The following is a 17,580-nucleotide window of genomic DNA, read 5'->3' as shown; positions in this document are numbered from 1 at the left end:
GCAGGCGGACGGTCAGGGGGCAGACGGGCATGAGCGATATTCCCGAGGCAATCGGTACGGCAAGCGAAGGCGGCCTGTTCGCGCGCGCGATTTCGCGTGAGAGTGGCGGGAGCGCGCTCGACGCGGACGGACACTTCGCCGAAACCGCCTGCCTCAATTGCGGGACCGAGCTGGTCGGCCCGCATTGCCACACCTGCGGTCAGGCGGCGCACCTGCATCGCACCCTGTCCGCCGTAGGGCACGATCTGGTCCACGGCGTGCTGCACCTCGACGGCAAGCTGTGGCACACGCTGCCGCTGCTCGCGTGGCGGCCGGGCGATCTCACCCGCCGCTATATCGCAGGCGAGCGCGCGTTCTTCGTCTCGCCGATGGCGATGTTCCTGTTCACCGTGTTCCTGATGTTTGCGGTGTTCCAGGCGGTCGGCTTCACCACCCCGACCGATATCTCCGCGCCCGACATGAAGCAGATCGACAGCGCGCTCGAGAAGGAGCGCGAGGATCTGACCAGCCAGCGCGCCGAACTGGCGACAAGCCTCGACGCCACCGACGACGAGGCGGAAGCCAGCCGGATCCGCGGGGAGATTGCCGATGTCGATGAGGAGATCGCATCGATCGAGGCCGGTCGATCGGTCCTGACGGGCAAGGATTTCGGCGACCCCGGCATGCACGTCACGATCGGCGATCCGGGCGGCAGCGAGTTCCTGCATCACCTCAACGAGAAATGGCGCAAGAACCCCGGGCTGATGCTCTACAAGCTGCAGTCCAACAGCTACAAATTCTCGTGGCTGCTGATCCCGCTATCGCTGCCGTTTGTCTGGCTCCTGTTCGCGTGGCGGCGCGAGTTCAAGGCCTACGACCACGCGGTGTTCGTGACCTATTCGCTCAGCTTCATGTCGCTGATGTTCATCGCGCTGTCGCTGCTGGCGAAGGCGGGTGTCGGGTTGGGGTGGCTGTTCACGATCTTCGCGACGATCGCGCCGCTGCATATCTACCGCCAGCTGAAGCAGGGTTACGCGCTGTCGCGCTGGTCGGCGATCTGGCGGCTGCTCGTGCTGCTGTTCGCGATCTTTATCGTGCTCTCGCTATTCCTGCAGACCCTGCTGTTGCTGGGCGCTTTCTAGTACCGCCCCGGCACGCCGGTGCGCCGGGGCAGTGCCAGCAGGAGGTCAATCCGTCCCGTCGAGCTCGCCGTCGGTGGGCTCGGATGTCTCGCGCTTCTCGGCCACGTCGTCGCGCAGATCGGCGGCCCCTTCGCTGACCTTGTCGGCCGCGACCACGGTCGCTTCTTCCAGCTTCTCGCCCACCACTTCGGCATTGGCGGCGGTGTCGGCGGCGGCACCTTCGGCGAACGCCTTGCCGCTTTCCTGGGTTTCCTCGGAACAGGCGACGAGGCCCATCGAGGCGGCGGAAAGGGCAAGCAGAAGAGCGGTATTCGGGCGGTTCATGGCAAGTACTCCCTGGCGTATTCGCAAATGTTAACCATCATCGGGCGAGCGGGGTTCCCGCCGCCCATGCGACCTCTAGCCCAGCTGACGCGTGGCGAGAGCAGCAAATTGGCGAAATGCCGATGCGGGACATGAAAAAGGGCCTCCCGGGTGACTGGAGGTCCAGTCGCGCGGGAGGCCTGAATATTAAGCCAGCTACAGATCAGCCAGGCAGAGGGCGTTACGCGCCTTGCGGAGCAGTGCCACCTTCCCCGCCGAAGCGCTTGCCCGCCTTGGGCACCGCCGATCCGCCGACGCTGCGCGGCTTGCGCGGCCCCCGCGGCTCGTCCGGTCGGTCGAGCTTGCCGTCCTTGAGCAGCTGGTCGATCTCGTCGCCCGTCAGCGTCTCGAATTCGAGCATCGACTGGGCGAGCAGGTGGAGCTGGTCTTCCTTGTCGGTCAAGATCTGGGTCGCACGCTTGTGCGCCCCTTCGACCAGCGCACGGATTTCCGCATCGATCAGCTTGTTGGTCTCGCCCGAACCCATCGTGCGCGCCGACTGGCCCATGCCGAGGTAGCCTTCCTGCTGCTCCTCGTACTGGAGCGGGCCGAGCTTGTCGGACATGCCCCACTTGGTGACCATGTTGCGCGCCAGCGAGGTGGCGTACTGGATGTCGGAGCTGGCACCGCTCGACACCTTGTCGTGCCCGAAGATCAGCTCTTCGGCGACGCGCCCCCCCATGGCGACGGCGAGGTCGGCATGCATCTTGTCGCGGTGGTACGAGTAATTGTCCCGCTCGGGCAGGCGCATCACCATGCCCAGCGCACGGCCGCGCGGGATGATCGTCGCCTTGTGGATCGGGTCCGATGCCGGCTCGTTCAGCGAGACGAGCGCGTGACCCGCCTCGTGATAGGCGGTCATCTTCTTCTCGTCGTCGGTCATGACCATGGAGCGGCGTTCGCTGCCCATCATGACCTTGTCCTTCGCGTCCTCGAATTCCTGCATCGCGACCAGCCGCTTGTTGCGACGGGCAGCCAGCAGCGCGGCTTCGTTGACGAGGTTGGCGAGGTCTGCGCCGGAGAAGCCGGGCGTGCCGCGCGCGATGGTGCGCGGGTTCACGTCGGGCGCCAGCGGCACCTTTTTCATGTGCACGTCGAGGATCTTCTCGCGCCCTTCGATGTCGGGCACGGGCACCACGACCTGACGGTCGAACCGGCCCGGGCGCAGCAGCGCGGGGTCGAGCACGTCGGGGCGGTTGGTCGCTGCGATGATGATGATGCCTTCGTTGGCTTCGAAGCCGTCCATCTCGACCAGCAGCTGGTTGAGCGTCTGCTCGCGCTCGTCGTTCGAATTGCCGAGGCCGTGGCCGCGGCTACGGCCCACGGCGTCGATTTCGTCGATGAACAGGATGCACGGCGCGTTCTTCTTCGCCTGTTCGAACATGTCGCGCACGCGGGAAGCACCGACACCCACGAACATCTCGACGAAGTCGGAGCCCGAAATGGTGAAGAACGGCACGCCCGCCTCGCCCGCGATCGCGCGGGCCAGCAGCGTCTTACCCGTACCGGGCGAGCCGACCAGCAGCGCGCCCTTGGGGATCGTGCCGCCCAGCTTGGAGAAGCGCTGCGGGTCCTTCAGAAATTCGACGATTTCTTCCAGCTCTTCGCGCGCTTCGTCGATCCCTGCGACATCCTTGAACGTCACCCGGCCCTGCTTTTCGGTCAGCATCTTGGCCTTCGACTTGCCGAAGCCCATCGCGCCGCCCGCGCCGCCATTCTTCTGCACCTGCCGCAGCGCGAAGAAAGCGATGCCCAGGATCAGCAGGAAGGGCAGCGACTGGATCAGGATGACCCAGAAAATGCTCATCTGCTCCTTGGGTGTGCCCGAATAGGTGACACCATTATCGTCGAGCAGCTTGGTCAGGCCGCTGTCGTTGCCGACCGGCACGGTGTTGAACGTCTCGTCGTTCTTGAGCACGCCGGTAATCCGGTCGTCGGAGATCTGCACCTCCTTGACGGTGCCGCTCGCCACGCGGTCGCGGAAGTCGGAATAGCTGATCGTGGTGCCGGTGTTCTGGCTGGCACCGCCGAACATCGAGACCGCAAGCAGCAGGGCGAGGAAGACCCCGCCCCAGATCATCAGGCTGCGGATCCACGGGTTGGGGCCGCCGCCCCCCGGACCGCCAGGGCCCTGCCCGTCGGGCGTGTTCTGTTCGCTCATGAAAAACCGAGTCCTTTCGCCTGTGAATGTAGGCGCAAGGGGATGAATGACAAGTTGCGCGCGCCGCTTGCGCGCGCGGTGTCACGCAATCGGCTCAGAAGCTGAAGGCGCGGCGGGCCAGCCCCTCGGACGCACGGCGGTTGCCCCGCGTGGCGTCAGGCGCATCGCGCCGCTCGGCAGAGGTTGAGCTGCGGATCGGCACGACGCGCGAATCCTCGGCCTGGGGCGCAGCATGCGGGCGGCTTTGCGGGCCGGGAAGCGCGCGCTGGCCACCACCCGGCGGCGTCCCTCCGAGGCCCATCTGATCGAGCTTCGCCTCGAGCGCCTGGTGCAGATGCTCGAGCCCCTTGGCGGCAGGCGACCAGTTGGCGAAGGCGGCGATCGGCTCGCGCCGCACCGCGACCTGCTCGACATGGCTGCTCGCTGGGACGACGGGCCAGTTGGCACCCGCATTCTCGCGCACCCAGCGGTGCAGCTTGCGCCGCTGGTCGTACATCGAGAGCACCGGAAGCACCGGCGGATGGCCCGGGCGCTTCGCCAGTTCCGCGCGAATAAAGCCGAACGCGCGCGCGGCGAGCGGGGAGGCGGGCAGCGGGACCACGATCAGGTCGGCGGCTTCCATGATCTGCTCGCTCACCTCGTTGATCATCGGCGGGCAGTCGAGCACGATGCGCGGATACTCGCCCTTCATGAAGTTGAGCATCTGCGCCAGCCGCTTCTTCGCGCCGATGCGGGCCAGCTGCACGGGGAGATCGCGCAGGCTCTGGTCGGCCCCGATCAGAGAGAGGCGGTCGTATCGGGTCGGCTCGATCAGGTCGCGCGGGGCGCGGGCGTGGTGGAAGGCGGAGATCGCCTTCTGCACCTTGCGCTCTTCATGGCCCAGCAGGAAACCCGCCCCGCCCTGCGGATCGAGATCGTAGAGCAGGGTCTCATGACCACCGGTCTGCGAGAAGCGCCAGGCGAGGTCCACCGCCATGGTCGTTTTCCCGACTCCACCCTTCATGCTGTAGACGGCGATGACGGCCATGTGCGCTTTCCCCCTGCTTGACGGTCCGAATCGGTTATCGGCAAATGTCTGACTAACATTAATCAAACACCGTCCATGCGCCTACTCAAGCCGCACAAAGCGCCCGAACCCGGGCTGGGACACGCTTTTGCAAACAGGTTAACGGGGGCGGTATGGGAGCTGCGGTGCCAGCCCACACCCCCGGGTGCGGGCCGGTTCCGAGACAATGGCGATCGCCCTACATGCCGCGCGCGATCACCATCTTCATGATCTCGTTCGACCCGCCGAAGATGCGGCTGACGCGGCTGTCGCGGAACATGCGCGCGATGGGGTAATCGTTGATATAGCCCGATCCGCCATGCAGCTGCAGGCACTTGTCGACCACTTCGCCCTGCAACTCGGTCAGCCACAGCTTGGCCATGCACGCGGTCGGCACGTCCAGCTTGCCCTCCAGATGCTGCGCGATGCAGTGATTGACGAAGACCTTGGCCGCGGTTGCCCGCGCCTTCAGCTCCGCAAGCGTGAACTGGGTGTTCTGGAAATCCCAGATCGTCTTGCCGAAGGCCTTGCGCTCCTTGGTGAAGGCAAGCGTTTCCTCCAGCGCGCGCTCGATCGTCGACATCGCGCCCATCGCGATGATCAGGCGTTCCTGCGGCAGCTCGCCCATCAGCTGGTAGAAGCCCTTGCCTTCCTCCCCGCCGAGCACGTTCTCCGCAGGGACGAACACATCGTCGAAGAACAGCTCGCTGGTGTCCTGCGAATCGAGCCCGATCTTGTCGAGCTTCTTGCCCCGCTGGAACCCTTCCGCGCCTTCGGTCTCCAGCAGCATCAGCGAGATGCCCTTTGCGCGTTCGTTCGGGTCGGTCTTGGCGACGACGATGATGAAGTCGGCGATCTGGCCGTTGGAGATGTAGGTCTTGGCCCCGTTGATCTTGTAGCCGTTGCCATCCTTCAGCGCGGTGGTGGTGATCGATTGCAGGTCCGATCCCACGCCCGGCTCGGTCATGGCGATCGCGCTGACAAGGTCGCCGGAGACCAGGCGCGGCAGGTATTTCTTCTTCTGCTCTTCGGTCCCGTGGCGCACGAGGTAGGGCAGGATGATCGTGTTGTGCAGGCTGGCGGCGAAGCCTTCGACATTGTGCCGGCCCTGCTGGTCGATCACGACCATCTCGTGCCGGAAATCGCCGCCGTGGCCGCCATATTCCTCGGGCACGGACGCACCGAGCAATCCCGCCTCGCCCGCCTCGCGCCAGAATTCGCGGTCGACCTGGCCATCATCGCGCCACTTGAGGACGCGGGATTCGGGGGCGTGCTTTTCGTAGAACTTGCCGACCGCGTCGGCGAACACCGCGATCTCTTCTTCGTCCATGAATTCGGGCTGCGGCACGTCTAATGCAGGCATTGGTGATCCTCTCGAAGCTTTTGTTTTGCGGACGAGACTAGCGAACCGGTTGCAAACTGCAATCGGTTCGCTGCGCTAGGAAACCGCGCCGGATTCCCGAAATTCCGCAATCTCACCCTCGCTCAGGCCCAACTGCGCGAGGATGTCGGAAGTATCGTCCCCCGGCATCGGCGCGGGCGAAGGTGTCGCGGTTGCCGTGCCCGAATAGCGCGGCGCGGGCGCAGGCTGCGGGCTGTCGGCGACCTCGATAAAGGTCTCGCGCGCGGCGATGTGCGGATGCTCGCGCGCCTCGCTCATGGTCAGCACCGGGGCGTAGCAGACGTCGCTATGTTCCAGAGCCTCGTCCCACTCGGCGCGGGTCTTGGTTCTGAAGATCGCGGCGAGCTTGTCCTTGAGCGCGGGCCACTGCGACGGGTTCATCTGCGCGTCGAAGTCCGGGTCTTCCGCAAGGCCCAGCCGCGCGCGCAGCTCGGCATAGAATTGCGGCTCGATGCTGCCGATGCTGACGAACTTGCCGTCGGCAGTCTCGTAGGTGTCGTAGAAATGCGCGCCGGTATCGAGCAGGTTTGTGCCTGTCTCTTCGCGCCACAGGCCCTGGTTGGCCATGCCATGGATCATGCCCATGAGCACTGCGGTGCCATCGGTCATCGCGGCATCGATCACCTGGCCCTCCCCGCCACGAGCGACGTTGAGCAGCGCGGAGACCATCCCGAAGGCGAGCATCATCCCGCCGCCGCCGAAATCGCCGACCATGTTGATCGGCGGGGTCGGCTTCTCGCCCGCACGCCCGAAATGGGCGAGCGCCCCGGCGAGCGCGATGTAGTTGATGTCATGCCCGGCATAGGGCGCGTAAGGCCCCGTCTGCCCCCACCCGGTCATCCGGCCGTAGATGAGCTTGGGATTGTCGGCGAGCAGCACCTCGGGCCCCAGCCCCAGCCGCTCCATCACCCCAGGCCGGAACCCCTCGATCAACCCGTCGGCGCTGGCGCACAGCTTTCGCGCGAGCGCGATGCCCTGCTCGCTCTTCAGGTTGAGCGCGATCGACTTGCGCCCGCGCGCGAGGATATCCTTGTTGGAGATAGGCTGCGAGCCGCCCCGCCCGCCGCTGGCGCGGTCGATGCGGATCACCTCGGCGCCGTGGTCCGCCAGCATCATGCCGCAGAACGGGCCGGGCCCGATGCCTGCAAATTCGACGATGCGCAGCCCTGCGAGCGGGCCCGCCACTACTTGCCCTTCCAGTTGGGCGCGCGCTTTTCGGCGAAGGCCGCCGCGCCTTCGCGCGCGTCCTCGCTCATGAAGACCTGGGGCATCAGCTTGCCCTGCTCGTCCCACCGCGATTCGAGGCTCCAGCCGCGCGATTCCTCGATCACCTGCTTGGAGACTTTCACCGCGAGCGGACCGTTGGCGGCGATCGCCTTTGCCAGCTCCATCGCCCCGTCCATCACGCTGCCATCGGTCACCCGGTTGACCAGCCCGAGCTCGTAGGCGCGCGGCGCGTCGATGAAATCGCCGGTCAGCGCCAGCTCCATCGCGATCTTGGGCGGGATCTGGTCGGGCAGTTTCATCAGGCCGCCGGCCGCCGCAATGAGGCCGCGCTTGACCTCGGGAATGCCGAATTTCGCACCGCTATGGGCGACCACCATGTCGCACGAGATCATCAGTTCGAGCCCGCCTGCCAGCGCATAGCCCTCGACTGCGGCGATGATCGGCTTGGCCGGGCTCTTCTGCGTTAACCCGCCGAAGCCGCGCCCTTCTACGATCGGGCTCTCGCCGCGCAGGAAGCCCTTCAGGTCCATGCCCGAACAGAAAGTGCCGCCCGCCCCGGTCAGGATCGCCACGCGCAGATCGTCTTCGGCATCGAGCCGGTCGAGCGCGGCGGCGATCGCTTCGGCTGCCGCCTTGTTCATCGCGTTTTTGGCGTCGGGCCGGTTGATGGTGATGACGAGGACGCCGTCCTTCACCTCGGTCAGAATATCGTCGCTCATGTCTCTCTCCCATGCGCCTTCGCGATTACGTGGCGCTTTGCAACCGATGCTGCATAAGCCCGCACGCAGGGTCAAGCGGGAAGCGAGCGGAGCACGCCTCGCGGATAATGCGAATGCGTTCCACTTACATGCGCAGCCTCTTAAAGCGCCGCCATGTCGCGCGGCGCAATCCGATTCTGGTACGTGGTTCACAAGTGGAGCAGCCTGATTCCCGCGCTGTTCCTGCTGATGCTGTGCATCACCGGACTGCCGCTGATCTTCCATGACGAGATCGATGCAGCGCTGGGGGAAGATTACGACTCCACGTTCGCCGGCGCGCCCTCGGCCGAAGGCGGCACCGCCAACTCCGATGTCGAATGGGATCCGCCCTTCGTGCCGGGCGTGACCCTGACCGGCCGCGCGCTCTACACCGGCGAGCAATATGTCGACGCGGCCAACACGCTGGAGATCGACAGCTGGGCGGTGTTCGACCTGGGCGCACGCCACGTCTTCGCGGCGGGCGATGTGCCGGTGACGCTCAGGCTCGCGGTCGAGAATGTCGGCAACCAAGCCTACTGGGCCTCTGCCTTCGCCACCTTCTCGAACGCGCTGCTGCAGGGTCGCCCAGGCACGGTGCGCGCCTCGATCTCCGCCGACTTTTGAGCAGACCAAGACCAACGGCTCGTGCCCGGAAAACCACCGCGCACGAGCGCAACGTCACGCTTTCTCCGCCAACAGGGGCGCGTTGTGGCGCAACTCTGATGCTTTGAGAAAACTGGCGCACCCGACAGGATTCGAACCTGTGGCCTCTGCCTTCGGAGCTGGTCAAGTACCCCATCCGAATTGCGCGATAGGGTACGCCAGAGCACGATAAGCGTCTGAAAAACATTGCTTTTCAGGATCGACGCTCCGTAGTCCCTATCCGAGAATACGCCCGAATTTACCGCCAAGTGCTTACGTGGTGCTTACGCGAAAGTCGGGTCCGGCAGGGACTGGAGCATGGCAAAGATCACCAAGCGGCTCGTCGATACGGCCGAGACAGGCAGCAAGGACTACGTGATCTGGGACGATGAACTCCCAGGATTTGGCCTTCGCGTCTTCGCGTCCGGGAAGCGGAGCTATGTGATCCAGTACCGTTCACGTGGACGCTCACGTCGCTACACGATCGGCCTTCATGGTGTCTGGACCCCAGAGACCGCGCGTCGTGAGGCGAAAGCGCAACTCGGTCGGGTTGCTCAAGGTGGCGACCCTGCAGAAGAACGAGAAGAAGATCGGAAGGCGCTAACCATCAAGCAGCTCTGCGAGCAGTACATCTCCGACATGGAGGCCGGCCTCATCCTGGGAAAAGGCGGCAGACCGAAGAAGGACACCACCATCGCCACCGATGTCGGCCGTATCCGCAGGCACATCATTCCCCTTCTCGGGACACGACGTGTGCGGGACATTACCAAGCCGGACATGAACAATCTGATGAAGGACATCATTGCCGGCAAGACGCGCGTGACCATGAAGACCGAAAAGCTCCGCGGCAAGGCCATCGTCCGCGGCGGCCGCGGCACCGCGATCCGGACAATGGGTCTGCTTGGCGGTATCTTCTCATATGCAGTTGAGGCCGGGGTGATCGAGCACAATCCTACGCATGGCCTCCGCAAGCCGAAATACCAGGTTCGCGACCGCCGGCTAAGCGAAGCCGAGTATCGGATTCTAGGCAGCATTCTCGAGGAGGCGCAGGGAAACGACCGTTACAGGATACATGCCGAGATCCTCAGGCTGATTACGCTGACCGGCTGCCGGCGCGGAGAAATCGTCAGCCTCAAATGGAGCGAGGTCGATCTTGAGGGTAGCTGCCTGCGACTAGTCGATAGCAAGGAAGGCTCCTCGGTTCGTCCTGTGGGCCTTCCGGTCGTGGAATATCTGGAGAAGGAACGACCGCACAGAACCGGAACCTATGTCTTTCCGGGCCAGGGCATCGACAACGCGGTCGGGAATTTTCCACAGAGCTGGAAGAGGCTGTTCAAGGACACGCCACTCTGGGACGTGACACCTCACGTACTGCGGCACAGTTTCGCGAGCATAGCAAACGATCTGGGGTTCACCGAAATCACTATCGCCGCGCTGATTGGACATGCGAAGGGATCGGTCACGAGCAAGTACGTCCACACGCTCGACTCCACGCTGATCATGGCTGCGGACACGGTATCCGGCTACGTGAAGGCCCTTCTTGAAGGCGTCGAGTTCAGGCGGAATACCTACACGCTGGATCGGCAATCCCGACAGAGCGCGATCGATCAAATGCTGACAGAATCGAGACCGGCGGTTTGATGAGAGGCGACTGCTAAAGCACAACCGTCGTCCCACAGCTCCAAAATACCCCTCGTTTCTATGCTTCGGGCATGGCCATGCGAGGAGTGGAAATCCCATCCGCCGCCGGCAGACTCAGGACGGAAACCTGCTCTGCGGCGTCCGGTTCACCCCAGATGGGGCGCCCGGAGCCGCTGCCGCAGGGCAGCGCGTTTCGCTTTGACTCGCTTGACATTCTCCATACTGTTCATATTCTCATATACTCGTATTTTCGTACAGGAGGAGGCGATGCCCGATATTTCCCTAAGTGATAGCGCGTTTCAGCGCCTCCAGCGGCACGCCAAACCATTCGTGGATACACCGGAAGCGGTGATTCTGCGTGCGCTGGACGCTTTGGAACAGAGGACGGGACAATCGGTCCCGGAGGAAAGCGCAGATGGCTTGTCCGAACGGGAGATCGATGCGCGCGCTCTACCCCGCCTGACCCACACCAAGCTGCTGGATGCGGCAATCGACGGGAAGCGGCTGACAAAGCCGAACTGGAATTCGCTGCTCGATGAAATGCTGCGGCGGGCGATGCAGCGCGTCGGCAGCTTCGATGAGCTTCAGCGGATTTGCCCGGTCAACATGGTCGAGGGCCGCAAGGAAGACGAAGGCTACGGCCACTTGCCGGAGATCGACGTTTCCGTGCAGGGACAGGATGCCAACGGCGCGTGCCGGGCCGTCGTGACAGCGGCACAGGCGCTCGGCATGAGCCTCGACATCGGCTTCATGTGGCGCCTGAAAGAGAGTGCCGCACACCCCGGTGAGAGAGGGCGCATTCGGGTTTCGCCGCGCGCGACGGCTGCGCCCGAGAAACAGACCGCAGCATGAGTGATACGAATTTCGAGGTCGGGATACTGGCGTACGGTTCGCTGATCGGCGAACCGGGCGAGGAACTCGCCGACGCCACCATTCACGCGGTGGCAAATGTCCGCACGCCCTTCAATATCGAATTCGCACGTAAGAGCGGGAGCCGCGGCGGCGCCCCTACGCTGGTCCCGGTGCAGCATGGCGGCAATCCCGTCCTGGGCCAGGTGTTTGTTCTTGATGCGTCGGAAGGCGAAGCCGCGAACCGGTTATGGCGCCGCGAGACCCGCAAGGTCGGCAGCGGCCGCGCCTATGTTCCACCGAAGAAGATCGGCCCGAATACCGTGGTGGTGAGGAGGCTTGAGAATTTCGCGGACGTGAAAGTCGTGCTCTACACGGAAATTGCTGCCAATATTGTGCCGCTGACCGCAGAGACGCTGGCAACTCATGCGATTGAAAGTGTCGGAAAAGCCGCTCCCGGACGAGACGGCATCAGCTATTTGATCGCAGCGAAAGAGAACGGCATCGAAACCGCACTATCGCCGGGCTACGAAACGGAAATCCTGCGGCAGTCGGGATGTGCCGACCTTGAACAGGCGCTGGCAAAGTTTCAGGCAATAGCCAAGGGGGGCGAAACATAGTGGAAACGGGCAGCGCAGGAGCCGATCCCACGCCGATCAGTCTCGTGGACTGCGGACTCGAAGAACTGCTATCCGCGTTGCTGGCAGGGCACCCGGTCGCAATCCCCTCCGGCGGGGAGCCGTTCGTCCTCAGGAACGACGATTCGCGGCGAATTCTCTCCTACTACGCCCGCCACCGCGATCTCTGGCCCCGTGCCAAGACTGTGCAGGCCCGCGAGATCGAGGACATACTAAATGCCCTTGCGGATGAGGCTCCGGCTCCAAAAGAGATAAAGAGCGCGGCAAGCGCGCCGAGACGGTTGTGGAGACTGAGACGCATCGAAGCCCACCGGATTGCCGGGCTGCACAGGCATTGTGGCGCGCAGGGCGAAGATCCTGAGGATTTCGCGCTCGACATCGAGCGCGACGTAACCCTGATCAGCGGCTTCAACGGCGCCGGCAAAACCGCGCTGCAGAATGTGATTATCTGGTGCCTGACAGGCAAAGCACTGCGCTCGCAGCATATGCCTGATGATGTCCATGAACCGATGGAGGTTTACCGGACGGCAGGTGACGGTGACGATGAAACACAGGGCAGAGGGCCGGGCTTTACGCTCCCGCCGATCGTCCCGATCCCGTCGGGCGGCGAACTCGAAGCGCTTGGCGACAGGCCGAGAATCGACACCTGGGCGCAACTGACGTTTCACGCTGAAGGATCGGACGAGATATGCGTCGTACGGCGGACGCTGAGTGTGAGCGACCGCGGCAGGATCAGCATGTCCGTGACCGGACTCGAAGACCTCGGCCTTCCCGAAGTGGCGATCGAGGCGGGCACGCTGATGCCCGGAATCGCCGCGCATATGCGCTTCGACGAGAAGACGACATTTGCGCAGGCAGTCGCCCAGTTGACCGGCCTCAAGCCGCTGGAAGACCTGGGCCGCAGGTCCACGAGAGTGGTCAAGCGACTCAGGACAGATGAGCGAAAGAAAACCGAAAACGACGCCAGCCAGACGCTGGGTCAATTCAAGCGCAAGCGGCAGGCCATCCATGATGCGTGGTCCGCACAGCCGGACCTTGGCGATCCGGCGAGCGTGGTCGCGCCGGACGAGGAGACGAGTAAGGATCAGAGCAAGAACTCGATCTCCGACGCGCGGAAGCGGCTTGAGAAAAGGAAGATGAGCCTCGAAAGCGCATCAGAAGCGATCATCGGGCAAGCGCTGCAACTGGCCTCGAAACAGGATGTTGACGGCATGCTGCAACAGTTGCGTGCTGCTGCCGATCTGCTGACGCCGGCCGCGCTCGGCGGATTGCCATCGGTTGCCCTCATTAAGAGTCTGCGTGCCGCTACCGGTGGTGATATTGGCACGGCGGAGTGCCTGATCGTGGACATGGTCTCGCGCGCGACCGCCGTAGCAGAGCGGCTGCGGAACAAGCAGGAGGCAGCGCGGTGGCAGCTTTATACGAAGGTCGCCGCGTGGCACCGCGAACATCATGAAGGCGCGGAACTGGAGAACTGTCCGGTCTGCGGCACGGACCTGGATGACGTGCCGCCTGATGCGCTGGTGGACAATGGCGTAAAGGACGCGCTGCGGCTGTGCGCCGAGGCTGATGCGGACGCGGCGAAAGGCGCCGTGGAGTGGGAGCAGGATGCGGCCCGCGAGTTCTTGGAGCGGCTACCGGAAACCCTGCGCGCGTTCGCCGACAAGGCGCCGCCTGCCGGGCTGCTGGATATCTATCGCAAGGCATACCTGGAAGAACTGCTGGCAGACCGGACATTCGGAGGACGGCTTCAGGGTCTAGGGCGCAAAGCTGCCCCGCTTTGGGAAGTTTCCGTCACCGCCGCCGCGCTGCGCGACATGCCTGCGGCAAAGCCGCTGAACTGGCCGGAAGAATTCAAGGCAGGGCTGCTTGCCACGCGGGTCGGAAACATCGTTCAGGCGATCCGGCTTTCGAAGCATCGCTCCGCAAGCGCGGATGCCCTCAAGAAGCTTGTCGAGCGCTATATCGGGGTGCCGACTCAGCCGGAAACCGGAAACGCCGGGCAGACCGATGCAGAGGAAACCCAGCCGGACAAGCTGCCGCTGCGCGAGCAGATCGAGACGCTGCGGATGTGCGTCGAGAACACGGCGCCCATCGTATCCCTCCTGCGCCAGTTCGACGAGCTGGAAACGAGCCGCAAGCAATACGCCACGTACATCGCGAGGTTGGCGCTAATTGATAGAGCCGCCGATGCGATGGAGGAATTTGCAGGCCTCGAGAACCTGGTGTTTCAGCAGGTGTCCGGCCTGATCCAAATTCTCGACCAAGGAACGAAGGAATGGCTGGGGAGGATATACAGCCCGCATTATCTCGGCGGCCCAAGCTATAGCGGGTTCGACGCCACGGAAGAAAAGGGCATCGGCCTACGCGCGGGGATCGGCGACATGCAGGTGCCGGCGCACAAGATCATGAACTCCTCTTTGCTGCGGGCGTGCGTGTGGGCCTTCGTCTTCAGCCTGTGGGAACGTGTCCGGTCGAACGTAGGAGGCATCGACTGCATGCTGCTCGATGATCCGCAGACCCACTTTGATCCCATAAACGCGGAGAACCTGGCGGCGGCAATCCCCGACATGCCGGCACACAACATGCGGCCGGTGATCACGTCAAACGATTACCGGTTTCTCGCGGCCATAAGGGACAAACTTCCTAGGCAATCCACCGTCGTGCCCTCGTGGCACGCTCTGGTGATCAATCCGATATCAAGCTCCCGCCTGACGGCAGCGGTCAGCCCTGCGGTGGAAGAGATTTACGAACTGCAGAAGGACTGGCAGGCCGATGAGAACAACGCGGCCAAGGCCCAGCAATTCATGAGCAAGGTCAGGCTCTACGTCGAGAACCGGCTTTGGGACCTTCTGGCGACCGACCCTATGGTCATGCACAAGCCGACATTGGCCGATCTGGTCAACGCTCTCCGCTCGGCGCGGAGCAACGGCGAGCGACCGTTTGACGAAGCGCCTTTCGAGGCGTTGCTCTCGCACGTGGCGCTGCGCAACACGGCTCCCTTCTACACCATCATCAACAAGGCGCATCACCGCCTGCATGAAATCACACCCTACGAGGCGGAACAGGTTTCCGAGGTCTTCGACCATATCGACCGGCTATTGCGGAGCTGCTCCGCAGCATATGCGCGTTTCATGGGACGGTTGACGCGAGAGGACCGGGACCTTTTCCTGATCGACACGCCTCCCGCCCCCGCGCCGGTGGCGCTCGCCAAAACGCCGCTACCGTTGCTTGGCGAAGTAAGCGCCCGGAGTAGCGCGAACGTGCTGGCGCTCGCGCAGCCGGGTGAGACTTTCAATCTGAATGAATTGGGCGAAATCGCCTTGTATGGCGTGAGATCGCCGGGACTCGGCTCCTTCGCTCTTCAGGGGCAGGTCGTCATCGTGTCTCTCGAACAGGAGGCCGGCGACGGCGATCCGGTGATCGCGCTGAGCGACGGCAAGATTTACCTGCGCCGGCTGCTAGCCGACCGGCGCGACCCGTCCCGTGTCGTCCTCGCCTGCGACCGGACCGGAACCGACAGAGTGCCCCCAACTCTGGTGCTGCCGAGGTCAAAAACCCGGCTGCTGCCGGTCGCTGGCGTACTCTACGACCAGGAGAGCTTTGACGGCAGGGAGGAAGCCTGCCCGATCGACGCCAGCAAGATACTGGACAGGACTCTCGTGGCTGCCCGCGTAACCGACGATAGCGCCTATCCGATCATCCGAAGCGGCGACATTGTGCTACTTGAGGCCGTGAAGAGCCTGTCTGCCGATGAAATTGCGCGCCTTGAGGACAGGATCGTTGTGGCGACCACGGGCGCGACAACGGATAGCTTCGCATTCCTCAAGCGACTTGGTGGTGAGATTTCCCCGGGTGTGCGCATCTTGGAAAACGTCGGAATAAAGGGGAGCGCGCTGGCGGTTTCCATACGTGCGGAATTTGCCGCTGACGACATTCCAACCCTTCAAACGCTCTGGCGTGTACACGGGGTGCTGAGGTTGGCGTAGCTTGGCGCGCGTCGCGCCGCGTGCGGTGCCCTGCAATCACACGTCAATTGTGCTGTATAATTGTGCGTGGATTTTTGTGGCCGCTACTGGCCACACTCCCTCCGACACCCGTCGATATGTATCACTGATCGCGCGCCACTTCCTGCTCCGCCAGCTCGGCTTCTGTCAGGATCGTTACTAGGACTGCCTGATACAGGTTCCAGATAAAGGACTTTAGGAGCATCAGCAGGAAGACGAGCCATGCCGTCATCACCGCGAACATGAAACTCGCGCCAATGACGATCACGATCTGGCGGTTCTCAGCCACCCAGCGCAAAGCGCCGGAAAAAGGGCCACCGCTATACAGCGTCACCTTGACGATCAGGCACAGCGCCAGAAATGTCAGGAAGTGAATGAATACCAGAAGAAAATTGAAAAAGATGAACTGGAGCCGGGAGACGCCTTCCTTCTTGTGGTCGAGCTTTGCAAGCAGGATGAAGACACCGGGCTTGGTGATGCTGGCGAAGATGGCGAAGCCGGCGATCAGAAAACCGAGAATGGCCGTCGTGAACGTAAAGCCCGCATCGGCAACCTCGCGGATGCCGACGATCAACGACCGATAGGGGGCTACGGGCATGCCGAACCAGGCGTTTGCCGCCAGTGCGAGCACCATGACAACAAAGACGCCCCACGCCAACCGCGCATTAATGGGCGCGGACGCGACCTTTCGCGCCTTCCGGTAAACGGCGAAAAGACTCTTCTCGCTTATGAGGCGGTCCTGCCAGTTCATTTATAGCAGCCTTACAAGCTGTCTGATTTTCTCTACGGCGCGGTCCATTGCCGGGGCTCGGATGGCCCCGTTCTGCGTCATGGTCTCGTAAATCTCAAAGAGCCGGCGAGTCAGACCGGCGCGCGCCGGCGGAATGTTCTCGACTGGCGCTGTGATCTGGAATTTATCATTGTTGCCGGCGAGATGGTTGCCGTTCTCATCCACGCCCGTCAGCTTGACTTCCTGATTGCCGGTTTCGGTCGCTGCCGTGACCGCCTCAATCGATGCCTGGATATTGAGGCCCTCATTGTTGGCGGTGGTGAGGTTGGTGCGGTCGGCGTTGAGCCCCCGGCTGAATTCACGCACCTGACCGAGAATCTCGCCAGCGTCGATATCGTCGTTGGGCCGCACAATGCGAAAGTCGATACGCTTGAGAACGCCGTAGCGCTTCACAAACGCGGTGATATCGTCGGCGCCGGTGAGGGCAATCACCTCAAGCGTTGGCGCCGGATGCGTTTCAAACAGGGCCTTCTTGGTGACCTTCTCGCCCTCGGCCTTCAGCGCGTCGTATAGCTCATCGACATATTCCTTATGGCGGCGGCGAAGGAACTGCTCGGCAGTCGCCTTGAAGGCATTGAGGTCGGGGGCATGCGGCGTCTCCGGGAAATAAATCAGACGGTGATTGTTCAGGAGCAAGACGAAGAAGACGGAGGGCGCCGAGCGCATCCGTTGCTCGTCCTTAATAAGCCCCTGTTTAGCATCGAATATCTGATGCCGCGTGAGTTCCGTATCTTTGATGAACCGCCCCGCCAGCGCCAAAACCGGCAACTCGCGGTCGCCTGAAAGATCGACGAGTTCGACTTCGTAAAAATGATAGTGCGTGCGCTGGCCATAGCTGCGAACGTAGGTGTCGCGCGTGAAGGCTGGAATTACGATTTCCTCGGCGTAGTCGAGAAGAACCTTCTCATCGCCGAACCGGCAAATAAAATTTGCGAATGTAGCGCTGTGCTGCCTCAT

At 63.1% G+C, this 17,580-nt stretch carries 14 protein-coding genes; 6 read left to right on the top strand and 8 right to left on the bottom strand.

Annotated elements, in window-relative coordinates; translation table 11 throughout:
• The first annotated feature begins 29 nt into the window (after window positions 1-29).
• On the top strand, window positions 30-1,121 hold the full coding sequence (locus VO57_003800; protein XBL70477.1) for a DUF3667 domain-containing protein: 1,092 nt from the start codon (window positions 30-32) through the stop codon (window positions 1,119-1,121).
• Between the two features lie 45 nt (window positions 1,122-1,166).
• On the opposite strand, the gene VO57_003795 is transcribed toward VO57_003800, so the two are convergent.
• The 6 genes from VO57_003795 to VO57_003770 form a co-directional block, all read right to left on the bottom strand.
• Window positions 1,167-1,445 carry a hypothetical protein gene (locus VO57_003795; protein ID XBL70476.1) on the bottom strand — a complete coding sequence of 93 codons (279 nt, stop codon included), beginning with the start codon at window positions 1,443-1,445 and terminating at the stop codon, window positions 1,167-1,169.
• A 220-nt stretch (window positions 1,446-1,665) separates the two neighbouring features.
• On the bottom strand, window positions 1,666-3,645 hold the full coding sequence (gene ftsH / locus VO57_003790; GenBank protein ID XBL70475.1) for an ATP-dependent zinc metalloprotease FtsH: 1,980 nt from the start codon (window positions 3,643-3,645) through the stop codon (window positions 1,666-1,668).
• A 94-nt stretch (window positions 3,646-3,739) separates the two neighbouring features.
• Complete coding sequence (locus VO57_003785; GenBank protein XBL70474.1) at window positions 3,740-4,672, bottom strand: ParA family protein; 933 nt, start codon at window positions 4,670-4,672, stop codon at window positions 3,740-3,742.
• A gap of 217 nt (window positions 4,673-4,889) precedes the next feature.
• Entirely contained in the window at window positions 4,890-6,053 is a 1,164-nt protein-coding gene (locus VO57_003780; protein ID XBL70473.1) for an acyl-CoA dehydrogenase family protein, read from the bottom strand.
• A 75-nt stretch (window positions 6,054-6,128) separates the two neighbouring features.
• The gene (locus VO57_003775; protein ID XBL70472.1) at window positions 6,129-7,277 is read right to left on the bottom strand and encodes a CaiB/BaiF CoA-transferase family protein; all 1,149 of its coding nucleotides are present in this window, start codon (window positions 7,275-7,277) and stop codon (window positions 6,129-6,131) included.
• Window positions 7,277-8,038 carry a crotonase/enoyl-CoA hydratase family protein gene (locus VO57_003770; protein XBL70471.1) on the bottom strand — a complete coding sequence of 254 codons (762 nt, stop codon included), beginning with the start codon at window positions 8,036-8,038 and terminating at the stop codon, window positions 7,277-7,279. The genes VO57_003775 and VO57_003770 overlap by 1 nt, the downstream gene beginning before the upstream one ends.
• Before the next feature lie 153 nt (window positions 8,039-8,191).
• On the opposite strand from VO57_003770, the gene VO57_003765 reads away from it, so the two are divergent.
• From VO57_003765 to VO57_003745, 5 genes are all read left to right on the top strand, one after another.
• Window positions 8,192-8,680 (top strand): PepSY domain-containing protein, encoded by a 489-nt coding sequence (locus VO57_003765; protein XBL70470.1) that lies wholly within the window; start codon window positions 8,192-8,194, stop codon window positions 8,678-8,680.
• A gap of 336 nt (window positions 8,681-9,016) precedes the next feature.
• On the top strand, window positions 9,017-10,339 hold the full coding sequence (locus VO57_003760; protein ID XBL70469.1) for a tyrosine-type recombinase/integrase: 1,323 nt from the start codon (window positions 9,017-9,019) through the stop codon (window positions 10,337-10,339).
• Between the two features lie 267 nt (window positions 10,340-10,606).
• Complete coding sequence (locus tag VO57_003755; GenBank protein XBL70468.1) at window positions 10,607-11,191, top strand: hypothetical protein; 585 nt, start codon at window positions 10,607-10,609, stop codon at window positions 11,189-11,191.
• Entirely contained in the window at window positions 11,188-11,808 is a 621-nt protein-coding gene (locus VO57_003750; protein ID XBL70467.1) for a hypothetical protein, read from the top strand. Before VO57_003755 ends, VO57_003750 begins: the two co-directional genes overlap by 4 nt.
• The gene (locus tag VO57_003745) at window positions 11,808-15,815 is read left to right on the top strand and encodes an ATP-binding protein (GenBank protein XBL70466.1); all 4,008 of its coding nucleotides are present in this window, start codon (window positions 11,808-11,810) and stop codon (window positions 15,813-15,815) included. The genes VO57_003750 and VO57_003745 overlap by 1 nt, the downstream gene beginning before the upstream one ends.
• A gap of 121 nt (window positions 15,816-15,936) precedes the next feature.
• Here VO57_003745 and VO57_003740 read toward each other — a convergent pair whose 3' ends face one another.
• Window positions 15,937-16,584 (bottom strand): hypothetical protein, encoded by a 648-nt coding sequence (locus VO57_003740; protein XBL70465.1) that lies wholly within the window; start codon window positions 16,582-16,584, stop codon window positions 15,937-15,939.
• On the bottom strand, window positions 16,585-17,580 hold the full coding sequence (locus tag VO57_003735) for a hypothetical protein (GenBank protein ID XBL70464.1): 996 nt from the start codon (window positions 17,578-17,580) through the stop codon (window positions 16,585-16,587).

Origin of the sequence: Citromicrobium bathyomarinum (genome assembly GCA_001306305.2) — a bacterium.
Lineage (GTDB): Bacteria > Pseudomonadota > Alphaproteobacteria > Sphingomonadales > Sphingomonadaceae > Alteriqipengyuania > Alteriqipengyuania bathyomarina.
Note: the sequence above shows the minus strand (reverse complement) of the source record. Positions and strands in the feature narration are given on the sequence as shown.